The 14,282-nt window shown below is 42.7% G+C and carries 12 protein-coding genes and 1 pseudogene; 8 read left to right on the forward strand and 5 right to left on the reverse strand.

Annotation, left to right across the window (positions count from 1 at the left end; all coding sequences use genetic code 11):
* Window positions 1–9 precede the first annotated feature (9 nt).
* From IEW93_RS01425 to metJ, 5 genes and pseudogenes are all read right to left on the reverse strand, one after another.
* On the reverse strand, window positions 10–1,404 hold the full coding sequence (locus tag IEW93_RS01425) for a tetrathionate reductase family octaheme c-type cytochrome (RefSeq protein WP_188736180.1): 1,395 nt from the start codon (window positions 1,402–1,404) through the stop codon (window positions 10–12).
* A gap of 55 nt (window positions 1,405–1,459) precedes the next feature.
* A complete protein-coding gene (locus tag IEW93_RS01430) occupies window positions 1,460–3,172 on the reverse strand; it encodes a DUF3373 domain-containing protein (protein ID WP_188736182.1) in 1,713 nt (570 codons plus the stop codon).
* 144 nt (window positions 3,173–3,316) lie between these two features.
* Window positions 3,317–3,646 (reverse strand): annotated as a pseudogene (locus IEW93_RS01435) (c-type cytochrome).
* Between the two features lie 526 nt (window positions 3,647–4,172).
* A complete protein-coding gene (locus tag IEW93_RS01440) occupies window positions 4,173–4,913 on the reverse strand; it encodes a sulfite exporter TauE/SafE family protein (protein ID WP_188736184.1) in 741 nt (246 codons plus the stop codon).
* A 65-nt stretch (window positions 4,914–4,978) separates the two neighbouring features.
* Window positions 4,979–5,293, reverse strand: coding sequence for a met regulon transcriptional regulator MetJ (gene metJ, locus IEW93_RS01445; protein ID WP_188736186.1), 315 nt, complete (start codon window positions 5,291–5,293; stop codon window positions 4,979–4,981).
* A gap of 212 nt (window positions 5,294–5,505) precedes the next feature.
* Here metJ and metB point away from each other — a divergent pair, with 212 nt between their 5' ends.
* The 8 genes from metB to IEW93_RS01485 all read left to right on the forward strand — a co-directional run bounded on the left by metB (window position 5,506) and on the right by IEW93_RS01485 (window position 14,267).
* Window positions 5,506–6,669: a cystathionine gamma-synthase gene (metB, locus tag IEW93_RS01450; protein WP_188736188.1), complete on the forward strand. Its 1,164-nt coding sequence runs from the start codon at window positions 5,506–5,508 to the stop codon at window positions 6,667–6,669.
* A gap of 91 nt (window positions 6,670–6,760) precedes the next feature.
* Window positions 6,761–9,154 carry a bifunctional aspartate kinase/homoserine dehydrogenase II gene (locus IEW93_RS01455; protein ID WP_188736190.1) on the forward strand — a complete coding sequence of 798 codons (2,394 nt, stop codon included), beginning with the start codon at window positions 6,761–6,763 and terminating at the stop codon, window positions 9,152–9,154.
* 76 nt (window positions 9,155–9,230) lie between these two features.
* Window positions 9,231–9,821 carry a 3'-5' exonuclease gene (locus IEW93_RS01460; protein WP_188736194.1) on the forward strand — a complete coding sequence of 197 codons (591 nt, stop codon included), beginning with the start codon at window positions 9,231–9,233 and terminating at the stop codon, window positions 9,819–9,821.
* A 215-nt stretch (window positions 9,822–10,036) separates the two neighbouring features.
* On the forward strand, window positions 10,037–10,522 hold the full coding sequence (locus tag IEW93_RS01465; protein ID WP_188736196.1) for a VOC family protein: 486 nt from the start codon (window positions 10,037–10,039) through the stop codon (window positions 10,520–10,522).
* A gap of 306 nt (window positions 10,523–10,828) precedes the next feature.
* Window positions 10,829–11,713: a methylenetetrahydrofolate reductase gene (gene metF, locus IEW93_RS01470; RefSeq protein WP_188736198.1), complete on the forward strand. Its 885-nt coding sequence runs from the start codon at window positions 10,829–10,831 to the stop codon at window positions 11,711–11,713.
* A gap of 107 nt (window positions 11,714–11,820) precedes the next feature.
* Window positions 11,821–12,072: a cysteine-rich CWC family protein gene (locus tag IEW93_RS01475; protein ID WP_188736200.1), complete on the forward strand. Its 252-nt coding sequence runs from the start codon at window positions 11,821–11,823 to the stop codon at window positions 12,070–12,072.
* Between the two features lie 100 nt (window positions 12,073–12,172).
* Window positions 12,173–12,709, forward strand: a complete 537-nt coding sequence (locus IEW93_RS01480) for an SRPBCC family protein (protein WP_188736202.1) — start codon at window positions 12,173–12,175, stop codon at window positions 12,707–12,709.
* 193 nt (window positions 12,710–12,902) lie between these two features.
* Window positions 12,903–14,267, forward strand: a complete 1,365-nt coding sequence (locus tag IEW93_RS01485; protein WP_188736205.1) for an alanine/glycine:cation symporter family protein — start codon at window positions 12,903–12,905, stop codon at window positions 14,265–14,267.
* Window positions 14,268–14,282 lie beyond the last annotated feature (15 nt).

Genomic DNA, 14,282 nt, shown 5'->3' on the forward strand with positions numbered 1-14,282 from the left:
CACTTTAAATTACTCCGCTTTGGCGTGTTTAATTCCTTTGCGGTTTTTCATTGGGTCGCCCTCGTAACCTAGGGCTTTCCAATCTAGGCGCTGGCCTTTGTTATGACAATCATTGCACTGTAATGCATCCTCTTTTGGCGACACCATATGGTTGATGCGCCACCACATTTCTGTAGCAATAAAGTCATGTTTTCCACTGTATTTAAGGCCTTTTTCAATCATGGTTGGGTTGGCTTCCATCCCCAATTTAGCGGCTAGGGCCCAGTCGAATTTATCCCAGTAGCCACCTTCGCCATAGGTTTTTGGTGTGAGTAAAATATTGAGCTCAGTGTCGTAAATTTGTTTACCAGTATGCACTTTAAATGGATAGATCTTGGCTTTAGGGTCGTTAATGTCGCCTAAGGGGTAAGCCAATTTTAGCGTTTTAGTTGGGTCAACTTTGTCGCCAGCCATGTATGCATCGGCGCTGCCATTAAACCAGGCATATTGTGGTGGCACATCTTTTTGCCAAATAAAACTGCCTTTCTTTTTCATGAACGTGTGCTTACCGTATTGGTCGGTTGTTTCAGGTAAATCTTGCCCCGCGGTTGACCAGTCCCAGTGCATTTTAGTGGGTTCATTTTTGGCAAATGATGGGATATGGCAGGTTTGGCAAGCCACAGTTGCAGTATGGGTGTTGAGCTTTTTGTTTTGATGTGGGGCGCCGTCATGACAGTTTACACAACCAATTTTGGTTTCTCCGCCTGGTGATACGCCCATGGCATTACCCGTAATTTGATGTTTTTCGGTTACGTGGCAATCCTGGCATTGAAAGTCGTTACCGTCGGTGTCCATGTGCACATCTGTTGATTTGTCTGGGTATGACATGGATGAATCTAAATCGCCATGTTTAACCGCATCTCCGCCGCCACCATAAAAGTGGCAGCTGCCGCAGTTATCACGTACTGGCTGACCAACGTTTTGCGCAACTCGAGTCAGGTTGACTTTGGCTAATGGATCGCCGGCACCAGCGGGGTCTTTTAAGTATGTACCTGTAGTGTCGTGGCACACTAAACAGTCCACCTTGGTCATATCTTTAAAGTCAAAGTTTGAATCTTTCCATCCGTAGCCTGCATGGCAACTGGTACAGCGAGGTTCGTTCCCTGAAATTGACACGCAAAAATTGTTAATACTGTTCTTTTTACCGCGCTTTACGGTGCGCCCCGGTAGTTTTTGCTCCAGTTCCCATGTCCAGTGAGATGATTTCATAAAGTCTTCAGCATGTTCTTTATGGCAGGTTAAACATTGGCTGGTGACCTCGGGGCCATTGGTAAAGGGACCTTGCAGTGCCTCTTTATGATTAAAGGCAGCTTGTGCGCTACTGCTTAGCAATAGTGTCGCTGCCAGTGCGATGAATGTTCTCATGATGTGTGTCCTTACCCCTGAGCGTTCACTCAGGGGGGCCAATGTGAAGTTCAAGTTAGAAGTTGATGGTCAGTGATGCGTTAATGTCGTAGGCGGTGTCTACTACTGGCAACATTGAGTAGGCCGTTCCGGCAATCACATCGTCGACTTTTTGTGGTGCGCCAACAGGAGAACCACTGCCTGTATATTCATAGTCGTAATACAAACCGGCTAGCTTGATAAACATTTTTGGATTAATATCAAAGATATAATATGCTTCTGCCACATGACCGCGAGTGGCTAGTTTACTGCCTATTGGGTCGTCTTGTGCCTGAGTAAACGGGCTCCAGTATTTAGAACCATAGTTATATTCAAGTCCAAATTTGCCGTAAGGTGCTGGCATTTGCATACCCACATAAACCCCATAACCGTCTTTTGTATCGCTGTCGACAGTCTCTGTTGGTACCATAATGATTTCTGTACCTGTGCTGTTAAGCTCAGCCTCAAATACGGCATCACTTAGCATGCCGCCAAACATACCGGTATTACCGCTAGGCTCTGCTCTGGTCCAACCGAATGAGGCAAACCATTTCATGTCTTCATCTGATTCATAGGCATAACCTAGGCCACCAAGATACATGTCGCCAATGACGTCACTAGGTTGTACTCGAGTGACAAAATTAAAGTTTTCAAACTTTTGCATATCTTGGTACATGGTTGGGGCAAAGATACTCGCGAGTTGCGTGGGGAATGCCATGGTGCCAGTAAAGCCATCATTAACATCTTTGGCACCGAATAAGGTGAACTGTAAGAAATGATTACCGTCATTAAGGACGTCGATATTAAATCCGCCTAGATGGGTGTCTTTGGTGATAATGTCGCCGAAGAGTTCGCCGTTGCCGTATTGTGATTCAAAGCCTTGGCCGTAACAAAAACGGACGGTTTGACCTTCAATGCCGGTAATATCGGTTAGATCATAACCTAGGGTTGCGCCGTCGAAGTTAAAGTTAACTAGGTGGCCAGAAGGGGTGCCGCCACGTAATTCATTTTCGCGGTAGTGGCTTGGTGGGCCGTAGGTTGAGGGGCGACGACCAATCGACAGATAGGCGCCACTACCATTGATGTCTTTCCAGTTGAAATAGGCGCGTTCAACTTTCAGTTCGTCACCACTTGTGCTGCCGCTGCTGGTGCCATCCATGGTGAAAGAGTTCCAAGAGTCGAACACTTTAACACCGGTAGAGTCGCCCCAACTTTTATACATGGTTAGGCGACCTGCAAAACTGACGTTGTCCCACACTTTGGCATTAAGGTTGAGACGAAGGCGTGTTGTGTAAAAAATATCATTATTAATATCTTGCTGTGTGGGGGTGCCTAACGCCATTGGCATAATTCCCTGAAGCATGCCGCTTTGAAACGCGGTGGCTAAGTCTGGGTTGGCGGCCATCATTTGCCCTAAAGGCGAGCTTGCACTGCTTGGATCACCAAACTCTCCTGCCATAGCTTTAGCGGCAAAATCAGAAAAGTTAACATTAATGGCTGGGTTCCAAGTGACATTTTGATAGTGTAATGAATGAGCTCGAGTTCTAAAATCTCCGGTAATTTCTAATCTGTCTAATGCGCTGTGGCGTTCTGTTTTGTCTACGCGTGAATTTAAATAGTCTAAATCTTCAGAAATATCCGCTAGTTGTTGTTCTAGTTCAGCAATTTTTTGTGCATCGTTATCGGCAGCCAAGCTTGCACCACTCATAAATAATGCATTGGCGACCAGTATAGAGATAAGTGTTCTCATGATGTTTCTCCCCATATTTGCTTGATATTTAATCAAATAAGCAAATTTTGGTTGTAAGGTTCCCTGAGGCTAAGCCCCACCGTTTGTGCTATTGGGTTGTTAAATGCTGTCTGCTTTTATCTAAAAAAGGTTGTCAGCATGTATTTAGCCGCAGGTTGCTGGCTGGTCAGAGTCGGCCGCATGGTCATATAAAAACTGTTGAATATCTTTCAGTTCTTGTTCAGACAGTGCCTCAAAAATAGCTGGTTTAGCTTTATGCTTGTCGCGTGTAAAGAAACGATCCCATTGGCTCATGGTTTTGCTCATTGGGGTGAGTTATGGACCTTCGCTATTGGCAGTGTGGCAGGCTTTACATTCTTTTTTATAAAGGTGTTTACCTTTTTTAGGGTTGCCACCATCAGCAGCCATGGCCTGGCTACCAAGAGATAATGCAATGGCGATCGCGATACCAACTTTCATATAAGTGTTCATCATCTTTATCCTCTTAGGGCTTTTTATAGGTTGTACGTTAGCAATAGTTACTATTTCTTTGCTGTAAACAATGTTACCTAAAAGTGAGTAGTGTTAATTTGAGGTAGATCAGATCTATGAGAAAAATCTAATTGAAAAAAAGTTAATTGAAAAAAATCTAATGAATAGGGTGTGATCAGGATCGATTGTTTCGGCATTGACGAAGTGATAGGGCGTACTTGGGTCTGTTCATCTTTGCAGATTGAATTTTGTTCGAGTTAAAAACGTGTAAATTGAGACGAACGGATTGATGCCTAGCCATCTAAGCAACTCTTTATTTGCAAAGAGTCATTCAACAAAGAGTAAAACGTTTTTAGCCGAACCCTTTGGGCAGCGTTTATTGGCCATTTTTAGTGCGGTATCGACTTTTTATAAAGAATAACTGCACCTCAAAGTCTCTGCTGCGCAGTTATATATGAGTAATGGGCAACAATTTGCTGCAAAACAACCTTGAAAGATCAACAGACCCTAAAAATTCAATGAGAACACTTTAGTGAATGAGCGCACTCATGGATTTTATCGCGAGCACTGTTGCGCTGATACTGCATAATACTAATGTGGCGATGCGGGTTTTATTTTTATCGATATGGTTAATGAGCAAGCCGGATACAAGGTAGCCGCCAATCACGGATGGTAATAACAGTAATGACAACCACAGATGTTTTATCTCAACCAGGCCGACGACAGCTAAAATTGCAAACGCAATGAGCGAACTGAACACAAAAAAGGCTGACAATGCGGCTCTAAATTGGTTGGCATCTTGCCCGGCGAGCAAAATGGCCATAGGTGGACCACCGATGGCGGCGATATTACCAAAAATGCCTGAGAATATACCTGCAATAAATAAGCTTATTCGGTTAATTGGAGCGGTAATTTTGTAAACACTGAGCATAACGGCAATGTATACAATGGCCGCAATAATTAACCCGAGTATGGCTTGTGGGGCAAACAGTAATAAGCCTGCACCTATAAATCCACCGGGTATTCGGCCCAGTAAAGCATATTGCAATCCATTAAATTGCAGGTGGCCGCGTTCTCTGAATAAGGTCATTGCTGAAATGGCAAATCCCATCACAATGATGGGAACGGGGACAAGTTGGGGGTTAACAATATAGAGTAAGGGGCTAGCAACAACGGCTAACCCAAAACCAATTAAGCTTTGGGTTAGCGCGCCAAAAAAAACGATTACTGATGCCAGTATCAACGTTGATGGTTCGATAAATGACATCATTTAATTCTCTATAAAAACATGACTGCTTCTTGGGCAGTTTCAAAGTCTATTGATTAGCGTAAGTGTTATTCGAGCTCTTCCCACTCGATACCCATTTCATCCATCAACTTTTTCGCTTCACTAGGAATGCTATCAGGCTCATCTTTTGATAAGTCGCCGTCATTTGGTAATGGTTGTCCTGTGTATGCATGCAAAAACGCTTCGCATAGCAGTTCACTATTAGTGGCATGTCGTAGATTATTTATCTGACGACGAGTCCGCTCATCTGTTAGTACTTTTAATACTTTTAAAGGGATAGAAACCGTAATCTTTTTTACTTGCTCATTTTTTTTGCCGTGTTCGGCATAGGGGCTGATATATTCGCCATTCCATTCAGTCATTAACTTACCCTTAACGATAAATACGGGGCAGATTTTAACCCCTTACAATCTCTAGTCAAATTATTGCTACTATTTCTTGACGATTGCAAATAGATTTCTTTATGTTTAGACGTCTAAATGGCTAAAACTGGTTGACGAACTCAGGTCTCTTAGGTAAATTTGGACGTCTAGACATCTCTTGAGTGTGTTTGCGAAATTTTTTAGGAGTCATTATGACTAAGTATCAAAGCGCCACAATGGCTGTTCGCCAGGGTATTGAATCAGACACACAACATGGAGCAGTGGTTCCACCCATTTATTTGTCGACCAATTATTCGTTTGATGGCCATAAAAATCCGCGCGAATTTGACTATAGCCGTTCGGGTAATCCAACACGTAACATTTTAGGTGATGCGCTCGCCAACCTTGAGCAAGGCGCTACAGGGGTCGTGACCTGTACTGGTATGGCTGCAATCACCTTAGTAACCAGTTTACTTGGCCCAGATGATTTATTAGTGGTGCCACACGATTGCTATGGTGGCAGTTACCGTCTGTTTACCAATTTGGCGAAAAAAGGCCAATTTAAATTAGTGGTGGTCGATCAAACCGATGCTCAGGCATTAAGCCGGGCAATTGCTCAAAAACCCAAAATGGTATGGCTAGAAACTCCGTCAAATCCTTTACTGCGTGTCGTTGATATCGAAGCTATTAGCCGTGCTTGCCATGACGTAGGCGCATTAGTGACAGTAGATAACACTTTTTTATCGCCAATATTGCAGCAACCATTATTGCTCGGAGCTGACATTGTTATTCATTCAACCACGAAATACATCAATGGCCACAGTGATGTGGTAGGTGGTGCGGTTGTGGCTAAAGACCCTGAATTAGGCGAGCTGCTACATTGGTGGTCAAATACCTTGGGGTTAACCGGCTCTGCGTTTGACAGTTATTTAACGTTACGCGGTTTGCGCACACTTGCTGTGCGTATTCGTGAGCATCAACGTAATGCACAACAAATTGTTGCACTACTTAATGCCAGCGATGTAGTTGCTAAAGTGTACTATCCAGGTTTAAAAGACCATCCAGGTCACGAAATTGCGGCAAAACAACAACATGGGTTTGGTGCTATGTTAAGTTTTGAATTGCAAGGCGGCGAAGCAGAAGTAGTGGCGTTTTTGGGAGCATTATCTTTGTTTAGTGTTGCTGAAAGTTTAGGCGGGGTGGAAAGTTTAGTCGCCGTTCCAGCCACGATGACCCACAGGGCAATGGATGCAGAAGCACGCCAAGAGGCTGGCATTAAAGACACTTTATTGAGACTATCTGTCGGCATTGAAGATGCGCAAGATTTAGTTGCCGATATTAACGCCGGTTTAGCTGCCGTAGCAGCAATAAAATAGCTTAATTTACGTTTATATTAGCTGTAGTTTTGTAGAAACAAAGTAAAATAGCAGCCGCATTTAAAAGTCGTAGTTGTTTAAGGAGTGCGCAATGGCGCGAGGTCATTTACATAAGTTTGGTGGTTCTAGTTTAGCTGATGCTGATTGTTATCGCCGTGTTGCCCATATTTTGCTCACTCATGGTAACAGTGATGATCTTGTGGTGGTGTCTGCTGCCGGTAAAACCACCAACTTCTTATATAAATTATTGAGTTTGCGTGATAGCGGCCAACTTTGGCAAGAAGAGTTGCAAGTATTAATTAGTTACCAACAAACATTAATTGAGCAATTATTGTCAAATGAACAGGCACGTGATTTGCGTGAGCGTTTATCTACAGATAAGTCGCAACTTGTTAGCCTATTGTCGTTAGCACAGCTTAACGATTATCAATTAAATCAGGTTGTGAGCTTTGGTGAACGTTGGTCTGCGAGATTAATGGCGGCTTTACTGCGCGAAACTGGCGTAGCCGCTACGCATGTTGATGCATGCTCTATTTTGGTTGCCGACGAAGGTGCTGTGCCTAATATTTTAGTGCAAGAGTCGCGCGATAAAGTTCAGGCATTATTAGCGTTGCACCCACAAGAACGCTTAGTGATCACTGGATTTATTTGTGCCAACCGCCAAGGTGATACTTTATTGCTAGGCCGCAATGGTTCTGACTTTAGCGCTACGTTAATTGCCAGTTTAGCTGACATTGAGCGTGTAACGATTTGGACCGATGTTGAAGGGGTGTTTAATGCTGACCCTAATAAAATCAACGATGCTAAGTTGTTAAAAAGCATGTCATTAGCAGAAGCAGATCGCCTTGCTCGCTTAGGCTCTCCTGTTTTACACTCGCGCACATTACAACCATTATTTAATACCGAAGTGAGTTTAGCGGTACGTTCAAGTTATGCGTCGCACACTGACTTTACGCTCATTGCTCCTTTAAGCTCATCAGCCAGTGCCCCCGTGGTCACCAACTTAAATGAAGTGGTGCTGTTTAGTTTTAAAATGAACACCAATCTAGCTCCTTTGTTAAGTCTTCTCGATGCAGCAGGTTTAACCCCTCTGGCATATTGGGAATTAGCTCAGCATAAGTTTGAATTGGCATTTACCCTAGAAAGCCAAAAACAAGTACAAGCCCTATTAACTAAACACGCTGAACAATGGGCCATTGAAGAGTTAACAATACAAACAGATTTGGGATTAGTTGCGTTAGTCAGTGCAGATGCGCATCATTTTAGACGTAGCTTTGCTCGATTATTAAGCCGTGATGCGAAACCCATTTATCAAGACTCGCTTAGCTTGGTCACGCTAGTGCCACAAGCACAGGTAAGCTTATTAACTCAAAAAGTCCATCGTCGTTGTGCTGGCCCTAAAATGCGAATTGGTGTGCTACTGCTTGGTGTTGGCAATATCGGTGAGGCCTGGATTGATTTATTTAAACGTGCCAGCCCAACGTTAGATCGTGAATTAGAAGCAACTGTTGAGCTTATTGGTGTTGTGGGTTCTCAAAAAGCACTTATTACCAATGACGGCATTAACCTTAATCATTGGCAGCAAGACTTTCAACAACACGGTACACAGTGGGATTATGACAAGTTATTTGCGCAACTCGCGCAGTTATCTTGTGATGAAATCGTGGCATTAGACATTAGCGCCAGTGCAACATTAACCTTGCAGTACCCAGAGTTATTTGCCCGCGGTATTCATGTGGTGAGTGCCAATAAGTTGGCCGGTTCAGGCCCACTACCTTTTTACCGTGAATTAAAGCAACAGCTTAGCAATCGTCGATTGTTTTGGCGTTATAACGCTAGTTGTGGTGCGGGCTTACCGATTCAACATGCGTTAAACGATTTGCGTAACAGTGGCGATCGAATAGAAGCCGTTGGCGGCATATTTTCGGGTACTTTATGTTGGTTATTTGAAAATTATGACGGCAGCAAACCGTTTTCTGAATTGGTATTAGAGGCTCGCGGTTTAGGGATTACAGAGCCTGATCCTCGTGATGACTTATCGGGTCGAGATATGCAGCGAAAATTGCTTATTTTAGCTCGTGAAATTGGTCTGGCCGTTGAGCTTGATGACATTACACTTAACTCATTGGTGCCAAAAGCGTTAGCAGAGTTGTCGCTAGAAGAGTTTTTGCCACGAATTAGCGAGCTTGATGATGATTTGTTGCAACAATATGCTGCGGCTGCAGAACAAGATAAAGTGCTACGTTACGTTGCCTCTTTAGATCGGGTTGAGGGTAAGTTGCAAGCTGAGGTTGGTTTACAGTGGGTTGATAATCATCACCCTTATGCAAATTTAACACCTGGGGATAATGTGTTTGTTATTCGCAGTGCCTTTTACCAAGGAAACCCGCTGATTATTCGTGGCCCAGGCGCTGGGCGTGAGGTGACAGCTGCGGCGGTGCAATCCGACCTAGTGCATATTTGTAAGGATTTACTGCAAGAGTAGTACGATAAAAAAGACCATGCCAAATGGTCTTTTTTTTATCTATTCATAGTGCGGCTTTGTATTTAAAGGATATCCAATGGAAAGGCCAACAAAGGCGCAAATTCGTGAGTTACCGCTTTATGATGGGGTTGGCCTTGAGAATGTCATCGTTATTACCACTAAAGCTGATGCAATGAGTGCCGTAGCAGAGTTAAAAAAGCATTCCTGTTTAGGCTTTGATACCGAGAGTAAACCCTGTTTTATAAAAGGTGAGGTAAGTGATGGGCCTCATTTAATTCAAATTGCCACCCAATCTAACGTGTTTTTATTTCCGACTCAGTTTTATGAACACTTTACTGACATTAGTGACGTGCTGTCTGACCCTAAAATAAAAAAAGTCGGCTTTGGATTAAAAGAAGACAAAAAAATTCTCTTGAGAAAATTTGGAATTAGCCTAGTTAATACCGAAGAGCTTTCGTTAAAAGTGATGCGTTTTGCCCATGTTAAGCAACGTGTTGGTGCTCGAGTTGCGGTCGCAATGTTATTTAAACAACGCTTATCTAAAAGTGCTCAGCAATCAAATTGGTCAATATACCCTCTACATGAACACCAGAAAAAGTATGCTGCAAATGATGCTCATTGTGCATTATTAATCGAGCTCGAAATTGAAAGACAGAAGCAGCAATAATCTTACAAATATGGCGCCTATAACACTCAATTGGCTTTATTCTCGTTAATATTCTCTTTTCTGCTGAGCTTAACTACGGAATAAACGTAATTTACATATTAATAAAAATTATCAAATTAATAAAAATTGATAATTTTTATTAATACTAGGTGTACCGTAACATGACTCTATCGAAACAAATGATGAATTAATCAAGAGTGTTTTAGGAGTAAGTTATGAAAATGAATCATGTAGGGTTGATGGTTGGCGATATGGATAAAGCCGTTGAGTTTTATACCAAAGCGCTGGGCTTACGAGTGGTTATGGGTAATACCAAGGTGCTAGAAGAGCGCAAAACAGCTATTGGTAAAATGTGTATTGCTGTATTTGGTGAAGGGTTTAAAGGCTTTAATATTGCACATTTAGTGACAACCGATGGAATTGGTGTTGAGTTATTTGAAATGGTTGATCGTCAAGAACGTCATATTGTTGATTTTACTCGTCTTGGTATTTTCCACTTTTGTTTGCAAACTGATGACTTTGAAGGCGCTATTGCGCGTACCGAGCAGTATGGTGGCAAGGTACGTATGGACATTATGCGTTACCACCCTGAAGACGACAGTAAACCAGCAAAAATGGTTTATCTAGAAGATCCATTTGGTAACTTATTCGAGTTTTACTCTCATACCTATGAAGAGACTTACGCCTCAGACTACGAATAAACAATTAAAATCATTTAATATATTGATTTTAAATCTGTAAGTTTGCAGTCAATCAAATAGCGTTAATAAGATAAAAAGCGACCTCAAGGTCGTTTTTTTGTTTTTCGAGGCTAGTGATAGTTGAATTTTTACGACAAGGAAAGTTAAATCTTTTCATTGGTGGTTTTTTTAGCTTGACTTAGTATGCAGTTAAACTAGTATATGGACATATAGACGTCCAAACGGCTAAATGATAAGTTGGCGATATCATTTAAGCTGCTTGGTATAGACTCCAAGTTTTTATATTAGAAGTTGAAGGAATACATAATGGCTTTTCATCACGCGCAACATGCCCAGTCGTTAAATCAGAGCTTGTCTGAGCTAAATGATATTAATGTGTCATTTGAGTTTTTTCCTCCTTCAACACCAGAAATGGAAGATATTTTATGGAATTCTATTCGTCGTTTAGAGCCATTAAACCCTAAGTTCGTTTCAGTGACTTATGGTGCGAACTCTGGTGTAAGAGACCGTACTCATGGTGTTATTGAGCGGATTCAAAAAGAAACAAACTTACTTGCAGCGCCGCATTTAACTCTAGTTGATGCAAGCGATGAAGAACTGATTGAGCTTGCTAAGCACTATTGGAATTCTGGTATTAGAGACATTGTTGCTTTGCGTGGCGATTTACCAGAGGGCAGCCCTAAGCCTACACGTTTTGCTAATGATTTAGTGCGCTTACTTCGTTCTGTTGCCGATTTTGATATTTCTGTAGCAGCCTATCCAGAAGTGCATCCCGATGCTCGTAATGCTCAAGCTGATCTGATTAATTTAAAGAAAAAAATTGATGCGGGTGCTAACCGTGCGATCACCCAGTTTTTTTATGATGTTGAATCTTATTTGCGTTTTCGTGACCGCTGCGTAACAGCGGGCATCGATGTTGAAATTATCCCGGGTATCTTGCCTGTGACCAACTTTAAACAAACCAAACGTTTTGCTGATATGACCAATGTGGCTATTCCAAATTGGCTACATCGTCAATTCGACGGCCTAGATGATGATCCTGGTACTCGCCAATTAGTGGGTGCTAACGTAGCAATTGATATGGTTAAAGTGTTAGCTCGTGAAGGTGTTAAGGATTTTCATTTTTATACCCTTAACCGTGCAGAATTAACCTATGCGATTTGCCATACGCTAGGTGTTCGTCCAAAGTAATTTAATGAGCAATAGTGTTTATGTTTAATGCCTTTTGTAGCATGGTTACAGAAGGCTTTTTTATTTTTGGTGTATGCTTTAAAGCGCAGTCTTATTGGGGGTAATGTATGACCGAGCTTGCAAGCCTTTGCCCGATTTGCCAGCAACGAAATGCCTGTGCAATGGCGTCGGGACAAGATATTTCACGTTGTTGGTGCGTTGACACTGCTTATCATGCCGTTGAGTTGGTTAAACAGTATGTTGAGGCGCACCCTGATAAGGTGATTGGTTCTGAACAGTGCGTCTGTGCTGCCTGTTTAGCAGACATAGCGCAATGCTCGGTGGCTCAATCGTCTGCGGTAGACATTTTTATTCCTTAATCAATGCGTCTTTCCCCGTATGCGTTCAATTGTTAATTTTTTGTTGTTTACAACTGCTTGCTAGGTATACTAAAACCTCAATAATTTGAGGATAATAATAATGTTAAAAAAAATTCTCCTAGGGCTTGCTGTTGTTATCGCCATCCCTTTTATCGCCGCGTTGTTTATCAAAACTAATTACTCCGTAATCCGCACCGTCACCATAGACAAGCCTGTCGCTGAGGTTTTTGACTATGTGAAGCATCTTAAAAACCAAGATAACTTTAGTAAATGGGCACAAATGGACCCCGAAATGGTTAAAACCTATCGAGGCACAGATGCCACGGTCGGTTTTGTGTCTGCTTGGGCAAGTGAAAACCCCGATGTTGGGGTTGGGGAGCAAGAGATTATTGCCATTGATGAAGGTAAGCGAATCGACTTTGAATTACGCTTTATTTCGCCATTTGAAGCAACAGAGCCCGCATACATGACGACCGAAGAGCTGAATGCTCAGCAAACCAAAGTGGATTGGGGGTTTAGTGGTCATATGGATTACCCCATGAACTTGATGTTTTTATTTGTCGACTTTGAAGCCATGATTGGTGCTGATTTGCAGCAAGGGTTAGATACGTTAAAAGTGGTGTTGGAAAAACCGTAACCTATTGCTAGTTGAAGATGTTTCATAACTTATTGTCTTAGGTTGCCTTGGTCGACGTAATCGGGGTAACCTAAAAGATTGCATTATGGTGGCGGGGTTGGGCCGCTGAAATCATCATAAAAATAACGAATAAAACAATAATACTAATAACAATACCTTTGGGCATAAATCATTACTCTGTATGAGGTTTTTCATGGAAGCAATCACAAGTATTATCAGCACGGTCAACAGCATTGTTTGGGGTGTCCCCATGCTGGTGATGATTTTAGGGGTAGGGTTATTCCTGTCTATTGGGCTTAAGTTGATGCCGATTTTAAAGTTAGGCAGAGGCTTTAAATTATTGTGGTCTGGCCGTCAGGTGACCGACGACAGTGAAAAAGGCGATGTGAGCCCGTTTAATGCATTGATGACCTCGTTATCTGCAACCATTGGTACAGGTAATATTGCCGGAGTTGCAACGGCAATTTTTATAGGTGGCCCCGGGGCATTATTTTGGATGTGGTGTACTGCTCTTGTGGGCATGGCGACCAAGTTTTCTGAGGCCGTATTGGCGGTCAAGTTTCGTGAAACAGATGCTAACGGCAATCATGTTGGCGGCCCGATGTATTACATTAAAAATGGGTTAGGCAGTAAGTGGGCATGGCTCGGTACTGCATTTGCTATTTTTGGATCTATTGCCGGCTTTGGTATTGGTAACACGGTACAGGCTAACTCTGTAGCCGATGCGTTAAGCAGCAATTTTAATGTGCCAAGCTGGGTAACTGGTGTGGTGCTTATGCTACTTGTGGGTGCTGTGCTTATGGGCGGCATTAGACGTATTGCTGAGGTTGCGGGTAAATTAGTCCCCTTAATGACAGTGTTTTATATCACAGCAGGGCTTGCTGTGTTAGTGGTGTATGCCGACCAGGTGCCAGCAGCCTTTATGTTAATTGTTGAAAGTGCCTTTAACCCGGTTGCTGCTCAAGGTGGCTTTGCTGGCGCAGCAGTGTGGGCTGCAATTCGTTTTGGTGTTGCACGTGGTGTGTTTTCAAATGAAGCCGGTTTGGGTAGTGCGCCTATTGCTCATGCGGCAGCACAAACCAACAATCCTGTTAAGCAGGGGTTAGTGGCCATGCTAGGTACATTTATTGATACCATTATTGTGTGTTCTATTACCGGTTTGGCCATTATTGTGTCCGGTGCGTGGACCTCGGGTGAAAATGGTGCGGCATTAACCTCGTATGCATTTTCGCATGCATTGCCTATGGGAAATTATATTGTGGCAATTGCTTTAGCTATTTTTGCATTTACTACGATTTTAGGGTGGAGCTTTTATAGCGAAAAGTGCGTTCAGTACCTATTAGGTGAGAAAGCCGTTAAGCCATTTCGTTTAATTTGGACCTTAGTTGTACCATTAGGTGCGGTGAGTTCGTTAGAGTTTATCTGGTTATTAGCCGACACATTAAATGCCATGATGGCGATCCCTAACTTAATTGCATTAGTATTGCTCAGCCCGATAGTGTTTAGTTTAACAAGAGAGTATTTTATTAAGCAGCGTGCCTTAAAAGCGCAAAGCTAATGTGTTGGTAATTAT

It is taken from the genome of Shewanella inventionis (genome assembly GCF_014641855.1).
Lineage (GTDB): Bacteria > Pseudomonadota > Gammaproteobacteria > Enterobacterales > Shewanellaceae > Shewanella > Shewanella inventionis.